12 protein-coding genes are annotated in these 18,110 nt (G+C 61.8%); 4 read left to right on the plus strand and 8 right to left on the minus strand.

Going from position 1 to position 18,110, the window contains the following annotated elements:
• Positions 1-54: 54 nt before the first annotated feature.
• From D6858_RS04150 to D6858_RS16070, 4 genes are all read right to left on the minus strand, one after another.
• A complete protein-coding gene (locus D6858_RS04150) occupies positions 55-2,952 on the minus strand; it encodes a TonB-dependent receptor domain-containing protein (RefSeq protein WP_120107431.1) in 2,898 nt (965 codons plus the stop codon).
• 111 nt (positions 2,953-3,063) lie between these two features.
• The gene (locus D6858_RS04155; RefSeq protein WP_120107433.1) at positions 3,064-3,903 is read right to left on the minus strand and encodes a PhzF family phenazine biosynthesis protein; all 840 of its coding nucleotides are present in this window, start codon (positions 3,901-3,903) and stop codon (positions 3,064-3,066) included.
• A complete protein-coding gene (locus D6858_RS04160; protein WP_240623705.1) occupies positions 3,903-4,307 on the minus strand; it encodes an amidohydrolase family protein in 405 nt (134 codons plus the stop codon). Before D6858_RS04160 ends, D6858_RS04155 begins: the two co-directional genes overlap by 1 nt.
• A complete protein-coding gene (locus D6858_RS16070) occupies positions 4,199-5,485 on the minus strand; it encodes an amidohydrolase family protein (RefSeq protein WP_240623687.1) in 1,287 nt (428 codons plus the stop codon). The genes D6858_RS04160 and D6858_RS16070 overlap by 109 nt, the downstream gene beginning before the upstream one ends.
• A 153-nt stretch (positions 5,486-5,638) precedes the next feature.
• Between D6858_RS16070 and D6858_RS04165 the strand changes: the two genes are divergently transcribed.
• Both D6858_RS04165 and D6858_RS04170 read left to right on the plus strand, forming a co-directional pair.
• Positions 5,639-6,583: an aminotransferase class IV gene (locus D6858_RS04165; RefSeq protein ID WP_120107437.1), complete on the plus strand. Its 945-nt coding sequence runs from the start codon at positions 5,639-5,641 to the stop codon at positions 6,581-6,583.
• Positions 6,584-6,655: 72 nt separating this feature from the next.
• On the plus strand, positions 6,656-8,398 hold the full coding sequence (locus D6858_RS04170; protein ID WP_120107439.1) for a DUF885 domain-containing protein: 1,743 nt from the start codon (positions 6,656-6,658) through the stop codon (positions 8,396-8,398).
• 7 nt (positions 8,399-8,405) lie between these two features.
• On the opposite strand, the gene D6858_RS04175 is transcribed toward D6858_RS04170, so the two are convergent.
• Both D6858_RS04175 and D6858_RS04180 read right to left on the minus strand, forming a co-directional pair.
• The gene (locus D6858_RS04175; protein ID WP_120107441.1) at positions 8,406-9,431 is read right to left on the minus strand and encodes a serine hydrolase domain-containing protein; all 1,026 of its coding nucleotides are present in this window, start codon (positions 9,429-9,431) and stop codon (positions 8,406-8,408) included.
• Positions 9,428-10,954 (minus strand): MFS transporter, encoded by a 1,527-nt coding sequence (locus tag D6858_RS04180; RefSeq protein WP_240623688.1) that lies wholly within the window; start codon positions 10,952-10,954, stop codon positions 9,428-9,430. Before D6858_RS04180 ends, D6858_RS04175 begins: the two co-directional genes overlap by 4 nt.
• Positions 10,955-11,153: 199 nt before the next feature.
• On the opposite strand from D6858_RS04180, the gene D6858_RS04185 reads away from it, so the two are divergent.
• Positions 11,154-14,156: a TonB-dependent receptor domain-containing protein gene (locus D6858_RS04185; protein WP_120107443.1), complete on the plus strand. Its 3,003-nt coding sequence runs from the start codon at positions 11,154-11,156 to the stop codon at positions 14,154-14,156.
• Positions 14,157-14,238: 82 nt separating this feature from the next.
• On the opposite strand, the gene D6858_RS04190 is transcribed toward D6858_RS04185, so the two are convergent.
• A complete protein-coding gene (locus D6858_RS04190) occupies positions 14,239-16,230 on the minus strand; it encodes a BCCT family transporter (RefSeq protein WP_165859625.1) in 1,992 nt (663 codons plus the stop codon).
• A gap of 167 nt (positions 16,231-16,397) precedes the next feature.
• Here D6858_RS04190 and D6858_RS04195 point away from each other — a divergent pair, with 167 nt between their 5' ends.
• Positions 16,398-17,312, plus strand: a complete 915-nt coding sequence (locus D6858_RS04195; RefSeq protein WP_120107445.1) for a hypothetical protein — start codon at positions 16,398-16,400, stop codon at positions 17,310-17,312.
• Positions 17,313-17,452: 140 nt separating this feature from the next.
• Here the strand turns inward: D6858_RS04195 and D6858_RS04200 are convergent, their stop codons facing one another.
• The gene (locus D6858_RS04200; protein ID WP_120107447.1) at positions 17,453-18,007 is read right to left on the minus strand and encodes a TetR/AcrR family transcriptional regulator; all 555 of its coding nucleotides are present in this window, start codon (positions 18,005-18,007) and stop codon (positions 17,453-17,455) included.
• Positions 18,008-18,110: the final 103 nt, after the last annotated feature.

The following is an 18,110-nucleotide window of genomic DNA, read 5'->3' on the forward strand; positions in this document are numbered from 1 at the left end:
GCCTTACCCCGGCTTGCAGCAGATGCGGCACGTCGGGGGAAGGCCGGGCAAGGATCAAAATTTGACGTTGATCCCCGCGAAATACCTGCGACCCAGCACATCGTAAGTCGCCTCCGCGGTATTGACCGGACCGCCCAACCGCGTTCCCAGCAGCGGAGGGGCGTTGTCGAAGAGGTTGTTCACACCGCCGTAGAGCGAGAGGCTGTTGGTCAGTTCCACCCGCAACGCGAGATCGAAATAGCTCTCTGCCGGGAAATGGTCGCGATAGGCGGTCTGCCCTTCGCGCAGAGTTATCGGGCTGAGATAGCGCCCACGCGCCGTAACGCTCAACGGGCCGCTGGAATATGTCGCGGCAACCTGAGCCTTGAACGCCTGCGAAATCCACGAACCCGCCCCGGTGCAGCCCGGACCGAACCGGCCCGAACAGGCAATCGGCTCGCTACCCGGCAGGGGAACGGTCGTATCGTCGAACTGGCGATTGCCGGCAAACCGGAACACAAGGCTGCCGGTATCGCCAAACAGCGACAGCCCGCCTTGCAGCGGCAGATGGTAATCGATCTGAAAATCGATCCCGCGCACCTTGCGGCTGGCGACGTTCATCAGCGTGGTCTGAATCGTCGCAATATCGCCATTGGGGAAGCGCGACACTCGCTGACAGAACGGATCGTTCAGATCGAGAGCCTGAAAACACTGATCGATCGTCGCCTGAGCCGAAACGTTCGAAATCGCATTATCGACTGCGATATCGTAAAAATCCGCAGTGATGTTCAGCCGCCGGGCAAACGGCGGCGTCAGGACGATGCCGACCGTGTATGTATCGGAATTCTCTTCCTGAAGATTGGGGTTGCCACCGCCCATCACGTTCACATTCGTGCCGACCTGCACAAATGTGTCGATATCGGCAGCGGGAATACCCTGCGCGACACAGAAAGCCTTCGCCGCCGCCGACGGCGCGCGCCTGTAATCGCACGGATCGGTGCCCGACGAAGAGCCGGAACTGGCATTGGCAAACAGGTCCGACAGGCTCGGCGCTCGCACCGATTGCTGGTAGGCTCCGCGCAAACGAAGCCAGGGGGTGATGCCCCATTGCCCACCCAGCTTATACGCAAATGTAGAGCCGATCGACGAATAATGGGAAAAGCGGACCGCCCCTTCCAGCGACAGGTCGTGAAAGAAAGGGCGATCCGCCAGCAAGGGGATGCGGATCTCCCCATACTGTTCGAACACATCGACATCGCCGCTGTTGGGCGGATTGGGCACATTGGCGGAAAGCTGACCCGCCGCCACCTGAGCATCGGGTTTGAAGGTGAAGCTTTCCTTGCGATATTCGATCCCGAACGCGACCGCGACTGGCCCTGCGGGCAAATCGAACAAGCTCCCGCTGATGGTGGCCGCGGCAAGATCGCGGGTTACTTCGGTGGTATCGGTCGCGGCGGGGCTGATAAATGCCGCCGCTTCGGGTGACACCGAACCGACGCCGAAAATATTCACGGGCACGCAACCCATCGTCTGGGTCCGGCACACCGCGTCGCCCGTGTCGGGATCGATCACCACATCCAGCCCCAGGGCAAGTCTGTCTTTGGAAACCGTGCCATAAGCCGCCCGAAACTGGCTGACCGACTGATGCGAGTAATAGGCATCCCAGGCCCAATCCCGCTGGCCGACAGCGAATTTGCCTTTCAGCCCCAGCGTGCCCTGATACGATTTACGGCGAAAATCGTAGGAACGCGGGCCGAGTTCGATTGGCCGGGTCAACACGTTGGTCAGCGTATAAGTGCCATCGCCATCGGGATCGAACAGCCACGCATTGGCAGACAGGAATTCGCGCGTGGCGACCGACAACGCCGGATTGGTTGCCGCCCCCGGAATTTCCAGTTGCCCTGACCGCCCGTTCTGAGCGCGAAACGCCACCGGCGCGATCTGATAGCTGTTGAGGTTATCGACGAAATACCCTTCGGCATAAGCTGTGATCGAATCCGTCAGATCGTAATGCCCGATCACTGTCAGCTGGTAGCGTTCCTGCGGGCGCATCAGCAGGTTATCACTGCCGAAGTTATAAAGGTCTTCGGGGTTGCAGAACGGTTGTGCCGCTCCGGTTGAATCGAAACGCACCCCGGTCACCGAACAATTGGCCCCGGCCAGATCGACTCCGACCAGACGTTCGCGCTGAGCGGATGACAGCCCGAGATAACTGCCCGGAATCTGAGTGGCCCCGCCGGGCACCAGTTCATCGCCGGATTCGACCAGCGCGGTTCGCGAGAATTCGCGGTCCCCCGCCGAGATCGCAGACTGGCGGTGATAAGCAAGGCTGGCGGCGACGTTTCCGCGATTGTCGGCAAAATTGCCGCCGAGCGTCACGCTCGCTTTGTGCCGCTGCCCATCGCCCCGCTCGGTCACGGCGAAGCTGTAATCGGCTTCGATCCCTTCAAACTTGTCGTCGAGAATGAAGTTCACGACACCGGCTACGGCATCGGAACCATAGACTGCCGATGCCCCGCCGGTTACCACTTCGACCCGCTTCACCAAAGCTTCGGGAATTGTCGAAAGATCGACGAGGAGATCGGGATTGACCGGCACAAACCGTCGGCCATTGACCAGCACCAGCGTTCGTGATGCGCCCAGCCCGCGCATGTCCGCCGTGTATATGCCCGCGGCATTGGTATTGCCCGCCGTCGCCCCTCCCTGCGCCTTGAGCTGCGGCAGTTCGTTGAGTGTTTGTTCGATCGTGCCGTTGCCCGAAAGCCGGATCTGATCTTCGGAAACAACGCTGACCGGACTGGTCGCAGTCAGGTCGGCGCGCTGGAGCCGGGTTCCGGTGACGACGATTGGTTCATCGTTTGCTCCCTCTTGTGCAAACGAAGGCGCGGCAGCGGTCAGCGCAATCAGTGATGCCCCCACCCCCAATACGATGCGGGAACGTCGATAGTCGGCGATCAAATCGAGAATTGCCATGCTTACCCCCTGATTACGTCAAGCGTGAGAACCCATAACCCATCAATATTGTCAACAATCAACATTGTATGAAAAAGCTTCTTGCTGGCAAGCCTTTTGTCGTTCCGGCGCTCACGAGCAGGCGCCTGCCATCATGGGCGAACCGGCGAAGGGGGTGATCGTAGTTGCGAATCCGCCCACTGCGACACGGTTGCCGAGATGGCGGGTCGCAATCGCTCCTCCGCGTCGGGACGCCTGCCAGCACATCAGATTCCCGCCGAGCCGGGGGAGCCAGTATGGCGCGAGACAGACATGGGCCGTGCCAGTGGCCTGATCTTCGTCCACCCCCACAATCGGGGCAAAGTTGCGCGAGACGATATGATAGCCAGGCATATCCGAGGGTGCCGTCACGATCAGCGACCGCACCCCCATTGCGACAAGCGCCCCAAAGTCCGGCCGCGCGGCCCGAACCGCCGCCGCACTGGCACATTCGAGCAGCCAGCGCCCACCAAAACGGGACGCTGCAATCCATTCCATCCCGACACATTCGGCAAGCGGGGCGGGAACCGTTTCGTGCGCGCCCTGAATAGCGGCGAATTCCAGCCAGATCATACCATCGGATTCGCGCCGGGCCGTAATGTCAGCGCCGTCATTTGTCCGAAAGGCAATCGTATCGCCACGCAGGCCCGCCGCAGATTGCCACAGCACATGCGCCGCCGCCAGCGTGGCGTGGCCGCATAGATCGACTTCCTTCAGCGGGGAAAACCAACGGATGATCCATCGGTCGCCATCTGCGAACAGGAATGCCGTCTCCGGTTGCCCCAGCCCGGTCGCGATGGCCTGCATATACGTATCGGGAATGGGGCGCGGCAAAATGCACACCCCGGCCGGATTGCCGCCATCGGCAGAATTGGCAAACGCCGCGACGATGGAGGTAGAGACGCCGCTTATCGCTTTTTCGGGCGCCTCCATCACGAACCGTCGCCGCGCCGTTCGGCGGAAACAATATTCTCCACGTCCGCCAGCAAGCGATCAGGATCGTAGATCCGCCCGTCTACGATAACCGCACGAATGCGGCTGCGGCGTTGCGGCCGGCCGGTCGCCTTATCGACCGGTCCACGCCCGATCAGCACTTTGAAATCCTCCAGCGGATTTTCATCGAGGATCACCATGTCGGCAACAAATCCGGGCCGCAGCACACCCATCCGGGGTTGTTGCAGAACCCGCGCGCCGTTCTGGGTCGCCGCCCGCACCACTTCCAGCGGGGTCAGTCCAGCTTCCAGCAGCAGTTCCAGCTCGCGAACCGTCTGGAACCCGTAAAGCTGGAACGGACCGCCCGAGTCCGAACCGACCGAGACATGCCCGCCTTGCCGCACATATTCGCGGATAAAGCGCATCCAGTTGCGATAGGCTGTGCTGCTGACGCCTCGTCATTGCTCGTCCACCGGTCGAAGATCGCCCCGTGGCGGCTGGGATCGGGCGTGCGCCAGCGGTGCAGATCGCCGGGCCGCGTATAGCGATCGAGCCAGGGGACATTGGCCGCACGGGTAAAGTCGCGCTGCTTTTCATAAACCACCATCGTCGGGTTCATCGTGAACCGCCCGTCCCGGCTGGCCTGCGCCAGTTCGGGTGCGACTTCGCTCAGCAATCTGTCCATGTCGGTCTGGTTCCAGATGGCGAGCGTCTCGCGGAAGCGCTGCCGTTCGTCATCGTAGTTATACGACAGCGGCATGACAGGGATCGTCGTGTGCGGCAGAGCCAGTTCGGGATAGCCATAGTGGTGTTCGACGGTGGTCGCTCCACCGTTCACCGCGACCAGAGCGTTCACACCGGGCGACGCGCTTTGCGGGATATGGATCGCCAGCCCCATCCCGTATCGTTCGGTTTCGCGGCCAAGCGCACGCACCATGTCGGGATACTGGTTGCCCACTCTGACGAGTTTGATCCCGTCCACACCCAGTTCGTGCCAACGCTTCACCAGCGCCGGAACCTGATCGGCGGTACGCACCGAATCCGGCAGGAAGGGATAAACCCACATGCGCGGAGCGACCACCTGCCCGGCGGCGATCCGTTTCTTTTCCGACAGGAACCCTTCGGGCACCGTGGTCCCTTCACCGAAATTCCCATCGAGATTCCGCAAGCTGGTCACCCCGTGAGCGAGGAACAGCTTGTAAATGAACGCGCGCGGAGTGGGCGGATAGAGGTGGGCGTGCGTATCGATGATGCCCGGCATCACAAACCGGCCCTCTGCATCGATCGTTAACCCATCGAAATCGGTTCCACCCTGCTTTTCCAGAGCCAGTCCGGTGCTGGAAAGGATCGGGGTCGAATCGCGGATTTCGGTGATGATCCCGCCGCGAACATATATGTCCACTTTCCCCCGCAGCGGAGCCCCCGACCCGTCGATCAGCATGGCGTTGCGAACCACCATTTCCGAATGCTGCGGAGCGATCTGGACAGGATCTCCCCCGCCCTCCCCCGGCTCGGTTTGCGCCAGTGCCAGGGCGCTTGGAAACAGCGCAGCAAACAGCATCGTGGCGACCAGTCGCGCCATTCTGCAGACACCGCCTTTATTGGAAGAATGCGTCATCTTGCCCCCCCGCAGCAAAAATTTGCCTACAACCGGGAATATCAAGTCGATTGTTGACAATCAACCATTGATTCAATAGCTGGCATCAATGATGTTCACCACTAAGGGGCTGGAGCAATGACGGGCTCTGCCAATTCGGAAAATTCTTTTCCGACCGATATCGCCAGCGCGCAGGGATATGTTGGCGACCCGCGCAACGACGACGTTCGCATTTATGTGAACGGACAGTTCCACACCCGCAACTCAGCGACAGTGTCGATTTTCGATGCTGGCTTCATTCTGGGCGATGGGGTTTGGGAAGGGGTGCGTCTCGTGCGCGGTAATCTGGTGGAGCTGGACGCACACCTCGACCGCCTGTTCGAAGGGGCACGGGCGATCCAGCTCGACATCGGCCTTGATCGGAAAGGCGTGGAACAGATCATCCGCGACACATTGGCGGAAAACGACATGCACGACGGGGTGCATATCCGGCTGATGATTACGCGGGGCAAAAAACGGACCCCGAATCAGGATCCCCGGTTCACTGCGGGCCCGCCGACGATCGTGGTAGTTGCCGAATACAAGGCCTGCCGTCCACTGAGCGAGAAAACCGGCCTGCGGCTGCTGACATCGACTATCCGCTGCAGCACCCCCGATGTATTCGACCTGCGGCTTAACTCTCACAGCAGGCTCAACTTCATTCAGGCTCTGATTCAGGCGATCAATGCCAATTGCGACGAAGCCCTGATGCTGGATCAGCGTGGCTTTGTGGCAAGCTGCAATTCCACTAACTTCTTCATCGTGCGCGGGCAGGAACTGTGGACCTCCACCGGTGCATGCTGCTTCAATGGCATTACCCGCGCCAAAACCATCGCTCTGTATGAAGATGGCATGGGCGTGGTTCGGCAAAAGGACTTCACACTTGCGGAAACCTACTCCGCCGACGAAGCCTTCCTGACCGGCACTTTGGGCGGCATCACACCGGTCAGCGTTATCGACGGGCGGACTATCGGCGATGGGCAGACCGGGCCGGTTACCGCCGCGATAAGTGCAGCATATCTGCGCCATATCGGGGCTGCTTAGGCTCAGGCCCCATTCTACAGCACCGCAGCGCCAGCCGTCGCATCGAACGGGAAACAGGGAGGGTACAACGCCATGAAAGCTTTGAAAGCCATACATTTCGGCCATCTGTGCGGTGTAGCCTTGGCGATCTGCCTTGTGTCGACCCCTGCTTTGGGCCGCACCACTGCGGAACCGTCTCTTGATTCCATCGCGCACGAATATACGCACGTGCAGGACCGCAGCGAACCCGGCATCGCGCCCGACTGGCCGGACATCTCGCCCGTGGCACAGGAAGAAAAGCAGCGCCGCCTGCAAACGTTGCTGACCCAGCTCGACAACTTGCCGCCGACCGACGATGTCAACCGGCAGTTCGACCGTGCGATGTTGCGTTATATGCTGGAAAGCGATCTGGCGGCGTTCCCGTTCGATCAAAGCCGGATGCCGTTTTCCAACGGTCAGGGTTTCTTCCGCATCCCCGGCAATGTGGCCAACACCACCACGATCCGCAATCGGGCCGATGCCGATAACTGGCTGGCGCGGCTGGCCAGTGCCCCCGACTTCTATACCGCGCACATCGCCAATATGCGGCGCGGGCTGAAAGACGGGTTCACGCAGCCGGGCCTGATCGTGGATGAAATGCTGCGCCCGTTGCAGGCGGCGGTGGATACGCCGGTGGCCGACGATGCCCTGCTGAAACCTTTCGCCAGCCTGCCGCCCTCTATCGCCCCGACGGATCAGGCGCGGTTGCGGACCGAAGCGGTGCGCCTGATCGCGGAGAAAGTGCGCCCCGCGCAACGCGCCGCGGTGAAGTTCATGCGCGAGGAATACCGGCCTGCTGCACGTTCCACGCTGGCCGCGCGCGATCTGCCCGGTGGAGAAGAATTCTATCCCTATCTGATCCGCAAGTTCACCACGACCGATCTCACCCCGGAACAGATCCACGCCATCGGGGAAAGCGAAGTCGCGCGCATCAGGGGCGAAATGGAAGCGATCGCGCGATCGACCGGCTTCACCGGCACTATCGCTGAATTCAACGACGCGCTGCGCGCCGATCCCGCCAACTTTGCGGCCAGCCCCGAAGATTACATGGAAAAGGCATCCGAAGTGTCGAAACGCGCAGACCGCGCGATTCCGCGATGGTTCGGCAAACTGCCCCGTTTGACCTGGGGCCCGTTATTCAAAACACCGGCGCAGGAAGGCACCGCCAATATCTATCTGCGCGGGTCGCTGGAAAAAGGCGTACCGGGCAGCATCATGATGTCGCACCGCGACGCGACCAAATCGCCACTGTACCAGTTGCCCGCATGGGTCATCCACGAAGGGGTGCCAGGCCATCATTTCCAGATTTCGCGGACGCAGGAAAACGAGGACTTGCCTGAATTCCGGCGCGAGGCACGGGTCACCGCACTGATCGAAGGCTGGGCGCTGTATGCCGAAGGGCTGGCGGAAGAAATGGGCCTCTACCACACCGAGAAAGAGCGGTTCGGCCGCCTGTCGTTCGAAATGTATCGCGCGTGCCGACTGGTGATGGATACCGGCATCCACTGGATGCGCTGGTCGCGCGAACGGGCGCGCGAATGTCTGGCGCAGAACACCGCGCTCAGCCCCGCGATGGTGGAGTTCGAAACCAACCGCTATATCAGCCAGCCCGGTCAGGCGCTGGCTTACAAGATCGGGGAGCTACGCATCCGTGAAATCCGCACCCGCGCGGAACGGGCGCTGGGGCCCAAATTCGATATCCGCGCATTCCACGATGCCCTGATCGACGGCGGGCCGATGCCGCTGGCCATGCTCGACCGGTATATGGATGACTGGATCGCCGCGCAGGCGAAATAACGCGGCCTCAGCTCTCCCCGCCACTATCAAAGGCAGCGATCAGCGCGTCGCCGGTGGCGGGGCGCAGTCTGAAAATCTCCGTCGCACCGTGGCGCGTGGGGTGGACACGGTTGGTCAGCAGTGTCCAGCTGAGCCCGCGTTCGAAATCGACCCACAGGCCGGTGCCGGTAAAGCCGGTGTGGCCGATGGTTTCATCCGAACAGGCATCGCCCCCCGGCCACCCGGCGAAGCGCCGTTCCCAGCCGCAGGTCCGGTCGCCGTTGCAACGTTCGCGCATCGCCGCCAGCATCGCCGCACTGGCCCCGCTGCCATCGAGCAGCCCGCGCGCGAAATCGAGCACGCCATCGACTGTACCGAACAACCCGGCATGGCCCGCCGCGCCGCCCAGCGCGAAGGCGTTTTCATCGTGCACTTCGCCCTGCAAGACCCGGTCCCGCCACATGCACCGTTCTGTCGCCACCGTCGGGCCGGGCGGCGGGCCGAATGCCAGCCCGTCGCCCAGCGACCACTCGGCCAGCGACGCACCCGTTATCCGTTCGATAGCGATGCCCAGCAGAATGAAGTTGATGTCGGAATAGACCGGCGGCCCCGCGCGCCATTCGCGCTGCAACACGAATGCGCGCAGCCGCGCCGGATCATCGCCATAAGTATAGATCGGCTCCACCGCAGGCAGATGCGTGCGATGCGCCAGACAGTCGCGGAAGGTCAGCCTGCGCTCCGCCGCGCCGAGTGGATCGTATTGCCGCAAGTCGGGGATCGCGTCGGTCAGCGGGCGGTCGAGGTCGACCCGCCCTTCGTCCGCCAGCCGCAGGATCATCGTGGCAGTGGCGATCACTTTGGACACCGACGCCAGATCGAACCAGTGATCGCGGGTCAGCGCCTGCCGCTCCGGCTCTGTCGCGGCGCATCCGGCCAGCCGCACGGCCCGCTGCCCGTCGGCAGTGACGACGCCCAGCGTCGCGCCGGGTATGTGCCTATTGGCCACCGCCTGTGCAGCGGGGGCGAAGGCGCGTTGGGCAATCCGTTCGATCATGCGCCGAACACGCTTTCCGGGGTAATGACCTCTTCATCCGGTTCGCGCGCGGCAACGCGCGTCACGAACGGGATCAGCACCACGGCGACCACGGTCACAAACCCGGCGAACAGGAAGAAACCGTCGTACCCGACCGCCTTCTGCATTGTACCCGAAGCCCCCGCCAGCAAGCGGGCCAGCAGGAAGGCGAAGCCGGACAGGAAGGCATATTGCGCCGCCGGATAACGCGGGTTCACCAGCATCGAGAGATAAACCACGAACACTGTGCCCGCCAGACCGTTGCCGAACTGATCGAGCGCGACCGAGGCATAGAGCACCCATCCTGCGGGCGGGGTCCACCACAGCCAGACATAGACCCAGTTGCCCAGCGCCGCGACCACCGCGCCCGCCGCCAGCGCCGGCCCCAGCCGCCACTTCGCCGCGATCCATCCGCCAATCGCCACGCCCAGCATACTGGCGGGCAAGGCCACCGCGCCATCGGCAATCCCGATCTGATCGAGCGAGTAACCGCGTTCGTTCCACAACGGGTGCGACAGCGTCAGCGCCAGCACATCGCCCACCCGGTAGAGCGACACAAATGCCAGCACCGCCAGCGTGGCATAGCCATAGCGCCAGAAGATATCGACATACGGCCCCGCCACGGGGGACCGACGCCAGGGCGCATCGGCCCCCATCTTGCGGATACGCGGCAGCGCGAAGGCCAGCGCGATGAACGGCAACATGCACACCACCAGCACGAACGGGGTGATATTGCTGTCGGAATCGACCCCCGCCGCCGCCACGCTGCGTAATGCGACCCAGCCGATGGCCGCAGTGGCCACTGTTACCAGCGCAGCGATAATTCCGCTGGCGACGACGCCGCTGGCCAGCGATGCCCAGCGCCCGCCGCGCGCGTCCGCCTCCCCACGCATCGCAGCAAGGATCGGAAACGGCGCGAAGGCCGCAGCGGCAATCGCCAGATAGGCCCATGTCCAGTCGGCCCGCGCTGCGATCAGCGCGGCCCCGCTGCCTGCGGCGACCATTGCGCTGCGGTATCCCCACAGGTTCGCGGCCACCACCGGCCCCTGTTCCGATTGCGACGGGGCCAGTTCGATCCGCCAGCCATCGGCGGCGATTTCCAGCGTCGTGGTCCAGAACGCCAGCGTCACAGCGAACAGCGCCGTAAGCGGCAGACTGGTATCGTCGCTGGTCGCGGCCATACCGATCATCGCGGTAAAAATGCCCAGTTGCGCCAGCATGATCCAACCGCGCCGCTTGCCCCAGAACCGGGAGAAGCCCGGCGCATCCCATTTTTCCAGCAGTGGCGCCCACAGGAATTTGAACGTCGGCAACAGCGCGACCCAGGCGAAAAACCCGATGATCGCAATATCGACCCCATGTTTCGCCAGCCGCAACGTGAGCACGGCATTGAACATGTAAAACGGCAGCCCTGCGGAAAAGCCGAGGAGCAGGTAGAGGCCGAGCAGCCGCCCGGGCACTTTCGCTTTTTCGCCTGCCTCTGCGGCACCTGCAATCACTGTCACGCACACATCCCCATTGCGGCCATTCCCCTGTAACCGAATTGCCGCATATCGGTAACGAAATGTGTGCGAGGCAAGCCTCCCCCGCTGGACAATTCCATTAGGTTATAGCAGCCACAAAGGAAACTATGGTGCTCTGCCTTACAAACGCCCTTTAAATGCAAGGGAGGGGTAACACAATTCCAACAGGGGGGTTTCATCAATGCGAGCCGTTTCCATAAAGACCGTTCTGACCATCGGCTGCGCGATGGGCGCGCTGGCCGCGATGCCGACTGCGGCAGCAGCGCAGGACCAGACCGCTGACGAGGGCACTTCAGTCACCAGCGCCCCAGCCGATCAGGTAACATCGCCGGGCCAGACCGCCATTATCGTCACCGGATCGCGCATCAAGCAGGATCCGACCAAGAGTTCGCTGCCACTGCAGGTCATCACCACGAAAGATCTGACCCGCGAAGGGATTAACAGCCCTGAACAGCTGATCTCCTTCCTGTCGACCAACGGCAACGGTGCCGATAACCTGGCATCGAACAGCGACGTGACCAGCGGTGCCCAGCGCGGCACCAATGGCCTGTCCGCCGCCAACCTGCGCGGTCAGGGCGCATCGTCCACTCTGGTGCTGCTCAATGGCCGCCGCGTCGCCGCACACGGTCTGACCGGTTCGGCGGTTGACGTGAACCAGATTCCGTTCGCGGCGCTGGAACGGGTCGAAGTGCTGAAAGACGGCGCATCGGCGCTCTATGGCACCGACGCTGTCGGCGGGGTGATCAACTTCATCACCCGGACCGATTTCGAAGGGGTCGATCTGACCGGCTTCACCGACATCACGCAGGAAGGCGACAGCCCGATCTATCGCCTGTCGGGCACGGTCGGCTATGGCAATCTGGCCGAACAGGGTTTCAACATCATGGCCTCCGTCAGCAAGAGCTGGAACGGAATCCTGCGCGGTTCGGATCGCGACTTCGTGAACGGCAATCAGCCCAATCGCGGCCTGTCAGTCGATACCCGCGGCACCCCGATTGCCACGATGATGGCCAACGGTGCCAATGCGTTCTTCGCCCCCAACGGCAGCTTGCTGAGCGGGGCGGACCTGACCATTCCGGGCACCACGATCAACGCCAACGGCGGGATCAACGTGCTCGATCTGCCGGGCGGCGCAGGGTGCGATTCGTTCGATGGCGGCATGGCTTACGATCACGAACTGTGGGCCAACGATTCCGCCTATTACGCCTGTGCATGGGATACCGGCCGCGCCGCGATCCTGCAGCAGCCGCTGGAAACGCTGACCTATTACGGCCGCGCCACGGTTGCGCTGGGGCAGCACCAGTTGTCGTTCGAAGTGACCGGATCGGACGCGGATTCGTCGAAGCAGTTTTCCAGCAACCAGTATGCCGGAAACACCAGCACGACACCGCTGTATTATCCGCTCAATCCGCTGACCGAAGATACCTACAACGAAATCTACAATCAGCTGGTCGAGGTATTCCCGGATATCGCCCAGAACTATGGCAAACCGATTGCCTATCGCTGGCGCTGCACGGTCTGCGGGCCACGTGAATACAAGACCAATACCAAGACGTTCCGCGCGGGCGCCTTCATCGAAGGGCCGATCGGCGGCGACTGGGATTACCGCGCGGGCGGTTCTTACGCGCAGAGCGAAGCCACCTCTGTGCTCGGTTCGGGCTATTCGTATCGCGGCGTGTTCTCGTCGACTGACCGGGCCAACTCGTCGGGCGTTCCGGGGGCCGTGCGCGGTTCGCCCGATCCGCGTGCACCCACTGCGCCGGGCGCGACCGATCCGGGCATCATCGGCCTGCTGAACAGCGGGATCATCAACCCGTTCTCGATCTACCAGACACCCGAAGCGCTCGCCGCGCTCAAGGCCGTGTCGGCTGACGGCACTGTCCTCTACGGCGGCAAGTACGACGTGTGGCAGTTCGATGCGTCGGTCTCCGGCTCGCTGTTCCAGCTCCCCGCCGGTGCGGTCAAGCTGGCGGCAGGCGTCGATTATCGCCGCGAAGCCTACAGCTTCAACGGGTCGCCAGAGGCGGAACTGGATCAGCCGGAAATCTTCAACGTCGCGTTCGACAACGTCAACGCGCTGAAAGAAGCCAGCCGCACGGTGAAGGCGGTGTATGGCGAACTGCTGATCCCGGTGTTCGACATGCTCGAAGTGACCGCCGCAGGCCGCCTCGACGATTACAGCGGTTTTGGCACGACCTTCAATCCGAAGTTCACCGCCAAGTTCACGCCGACCGACTGGCTGATGTTCCGCGGATCGTACAACACCGGTTTCCGCGTGCCGAACTTCAACCAGATCTTCAACGGCGTGACCGAAAGCCCCAATCCGGGCAACACGCTGGTCGATCCCACGACCTGTCCGGGTGGTGCGGTCAGTTCGGATCCGGGTTGCGAAGCGATCACGCCCGACACGCTGACCGGGGGCAACCTCAACCTCGGCCCGGAAACGTCGAAGCAGTATTCGTTCGGCGTCGTTCTGACACCGTCGCGCTATTTCAGTGCATCGGTCGATTACTGGTCGATCGCAGTGGACGATACCATCGGCGCGCTGACACTGACGCAGCTGCTCGACAATATCGCCTACTTCCCTGAACGCGTGACCCGCACCAACGGGATCATCACGCAGGTCGATCTGCGGGCCGACAACATCGGTTCGCGCCGCACCGAAGGTCTGGAAATCTCGCTGCGCGGCGGTGCGGATGTGGGCGGCGGCACGCTGTCCGTTGGGATGGATGGAACCTATCTGCTCAAGAAGAAGGAAAAATTCCTTCCCTCGGCACCGTATGGCGACAGCCTGATCGGGGTGTTCACCTTCTCCGGCGACCTTGGCCTGAAGTGGAAACACAATGCGTGGATCAACTACACCAAGGACAACGTCTCGCTGAACTTCTCGCAGATCTATCGCGACGGATATGAAAATCAGGCGCTGCCCGGCATCGAAAACGGTTCGGTGACCCGCCCCGATTATAACGAGCGGGTGAAGGCCTACATCGTTTACAACGCATCGGTCTCGGTCGATGTCGATGAACGCTTCCGCATCACCGCCGGTGTGAAGAACGTGTTCAACACCGACCCGCCGTTCGCCGTCACTTACGACAGCAACACCGGCGCCGGCAGTTCGTGGGAACCCCGCGTTGCCGATCCGCGTGGCCGCTCGTTCACGATGATGGCCCAAATGAAGTTCTGACGCCTCGATCGCATAAGAGCGCATGGCCCGCAGCGAGCAATCTCGCTGCGGGCCTTTTTTGTCGCGGTCGTGGGTGGAGGCGTCAGGTCACCCGGCGCGCGTGCCGGAACCGGGCGTAGCGGTTGAGCAGATCGTGGATCAGCTGATCTTCGGTGAAGCCGGTCACGTCGTGAGCATGCTCCCCTTCCGACGATTGCGCCATCGCGCGATAGTGCTGCCGATCTTCGTCGCTGACCTTTTTGGTTTCGGCCCATGCAAAGCTGGGCGCACGATAGCGCCGCGCGCGCACGGTATAGCGGAATTCGCCCCGATCCCCGTGCGAGATACGCAGATCCACGTGATCGGGGTCCGAATGCAATTCTGCCGCAAGCCCGCTTTCCGCCATCTGATCGGCCACCGCCTGCAAGGCAGACCGCGCCGGGCCGGAGAGGAAGCTTTCCAGTTCGGGCCGCGCGTGGAAATGGGTGATGCTGGACAGGCGCTGCTGCCAGCTCATCGCAGTGCCGCCATCCTCCTCCGGCTCCACCGTCGAAAGGTCCATCGCCGCACCCTTGCCTTCCATCTGCAGCGCGCGGAGCAGGCCGTAACAGATGAACACCATCACCACCGCAAACGGCAACGCACTGGCAATCGCCGCTGTCTGCAACGCGCGCAGACCGCCCGCCACCAGCAGCACCGCCGCCACACCGCCCGCGCACACCGCCCAGAACACCCGCTGCCACACCGGCGGGTTGTCCACCGCGCCCGAGGTAATCATGTCGATCACCAGCGCGCCGGAATCGGCCGACGTCACGAAGAACGTGATAATCAGCAAAGTGGCAATGCCCGATACCACTGTCGACAGCGGCAGTTGCGCCAGTGTTTCGAACAGCGCGACCGGCATATTATCGGCCACCGTTGCAGCAATCGGCGCCACCCCGCTGAAATCCAGCGCGATCGCGGTGTTACCGAATACCGTCATCCACAGGAAGGTGAACAGCGTGGGCACCAAAAGCACCCCGCCCACGAATTCGCGGATCGTGCGTCCGCGCGAAATACGGGCGATGAACATGCCGACAAACGGCGACCACGCTATCCACCAGCCCCAGTAGAACAGCGTCCAGTTGCCCAGCCAGGGGTTCGGTTCATAAGCATACATGCGGAACGTCAGCTTAACGACTTCGCTCAGATACTGGCCGACATTCTGCACGAACGTCTGCAACAGAAATACCGTGGAGCCTGCCAGCAGCACGAACAGCAGCAGCAGCCCGGCCAGAACGATGTTCAGTTCCGACAAACGCTTCACACCTTTGTCGAGCCCCATCACCACCGACACGGTCGCCATCCCGGTAATCACCGCGATCAGCACGAGCTGAATCGTGGTATTGGTGGGAATCCCGAACAGATAGTGGAAGCCTGCATTCACCTGCAGCACACCCAGCCCCAGCGAAGTGGCCACGCCGAACATCGTGCCCAGAACGGCAAAGATATCGACCGCATGGCCGATCGGCCCGTAAATCCGTTCCCCGATCAGCGGATAAAGCGCGGAACGGATCGTCAGCGGCAAACCCCGGCGGAATGCGAAATAGGCCAGCGCCAGCCCGACGACGATATAGATCGCCCACGCATGCAGCCCCCAATGGAAGAACGTGAGGACCATCGCCTCCCGCGCGGACTGGATGGTCTGCCCATCGCCGGTCGGCGGCATGGTATAGTGCTGAATAGGTTCGGCCACGCCGAAGAAGATCAGCCCGATCCCCATCCCCGCGCTGAACAGCATCGCGAACCATGACAGATAGCTGTATTCCGGCTCGCTATCGTCCGGCCCCAGCTTCACATCGCCATATCGGCTGAACATCAGGAACAGGGCGAACATCAGGAACCCGGCGACGGCAGCAATATAGAGCCAGCCGAAATCCATCACGATCAGAGCCTGCGTCGCATCGAACACCCGGCTGGCCCGTTCGGGCACCAGTGCCCCGACAATCGCGAAGGCGAGGATCAGCACAGCGGAGACATAGAACACCGGCGGATTGATCTTCATCCGCGCCCCTGTCCCGTCAGGCGCCGCCTGCGGCAAGCCCGGATCGCTCATCGCGCACCCCTGCGGCCTGCCCCGCCATTAATACCAACCAATAGAAAATTTTCATGCACTTGCACTCTAAAGATAGATATTCTCCTCAATATAATTAATTAATTTGTTAAATAAAAGATGAAGCCATGAATATTGATAACGGCAAAGAAAATGAATAACGGACACGAATGAAACGCGCAATTTTATCCATAGCCGTATCCTTAATTATTGCAAATCCAGCCTATTGCCAGGCTGTTCTTCCACCCGAATCGGCACAATACGCCGATGCCCCGCCCGCACTGGAAAATCAGGCCACCGCATCGCATCCTGATCGTATATCGGTCAACATGGGCACGTCTTTCGTGACTCAGTATATTTCGCGCGGCGTATCGTTTTCGGATCAGCCGAGTGTGCAGCCATACGTAACGGTTCAGGTGGCATTGCCCGAACTGGCAGGCGGGGCGATTACCGATGCCAGCGTATTCGTGGGCGCATGGAACAGCATCCAGTTTGCGGAACCGGGATTGGGTCAGGCCAACGATGGCGCTATCCCCGGCTGGTACGAAACCGATCTGTATACCGGTGCCTCTGTCGAACTGGCCGACACGTGGACAGTATCGGGGGCCTATTATCGCTATCTGTCTCCGGCAGACTCGTTCAAAGGATACAACGATCTCGAACTGATCGTCAGCTACGACGACACCGGGCTATGGGAACGCACGGGCCTGCCCAACGGGTTTTCGCTCTCTCCGCGGGTGCGGATGGTGCAGGAAACGGGGAAATCCGGCGGGGCCGATGCGCTATATATCGAACCCCGCATAACCGTGGGCATGAACGTGGGCGACGGGGACAATCCGCTCCATCTCGCCATTCCGCTCGCGGCCGGGTTTTCCGACACGTATTATCATGCAGCCGACGGCAGCACGCCTGCATTCGGGTTCTTCCGCACCGGCGTCACCCTGTCGGGCACACCATTGCCGCATACCGCCAGCAGCCTGCGCGTCAGCGGCGGGATCGATCTGTGGTTCCCCAACGGCGAATCGCTGAGCGGATTGGACAGCACCAATATCGTCGCAAAGCTGGGGCTGGACTGGACGCTGTAACCGGCCTGCCGTCACCCAACTGCCCATCAACCTATATGTATGGCGCGGGCCAGATCGCCCTGCCCCCGCCCACAGCTGTTCTGGCTGGCGCACAGGGGGCAACGCGAACGCCCGCCAGCCGGAAACCGCGTGCGCGATTGTCAGGTCTCTTTCGGCGGGTTGCAGGCGCAGAATACATTGCCAATCATCGTGCCCAGTTCTTCCGATGTCATATCCGCCAGCGGCGGAATACGGGTGACTTCGCGCCCGAAGGCGATGCCCAGGACCATCGCCCCGAAACACACCGCCTGATCGGGCGGCAGGCCGGTTACGCGCGGCTGATGTTCGCGCACGCGCAATTCGAAGAATTCGCGCATCAGGGCCGCCGCCTCTTCATCCGATGCGGCCGCTCGCAGCAGGCCGAAAAAGGTTTTGTCCTGATGCCAGTGCTCCAGCAAGCTGGCTGCAATTTCGGGCAATTGCCCCGGCGCCCCCGGCTGCGCGTCAGGAAAGCTTTCCAACGGAGAATCCACCGCTTCGAAAAACAGCTTACGCTTCGATCCGAAGTATCGCATCACCAGCGCCGGATCGCACCCGGCCTCCGCCGCGATATTGCGGATCGTCGCCCGGTCGTACCCTTTTTCCGCGAACAGCCGCTTGGTCGCCGCCAGGATCGCTGCTCTCGTTTTCTCTCCGCTGCGTCGTTTTGCGGTCATTGTCCCAACCTTGCGTCAACAGGCGTTGACATACGCATTATCAGGCCTAAGTCAACGCGCGTTGACTGAGAGTGATTCGCGTATCGCGACTCTCGTAAGACTG

The organism is Tsuneonella suprasediminis (assembly GCF_003605755.1).
Lineage (GTDB): Bacteria > Pseudomonadota > Alphaproteobacteria > Sphingomonadales > Sphingomonadaceae > Tsuneonella > Tsuneonella suprasediminis.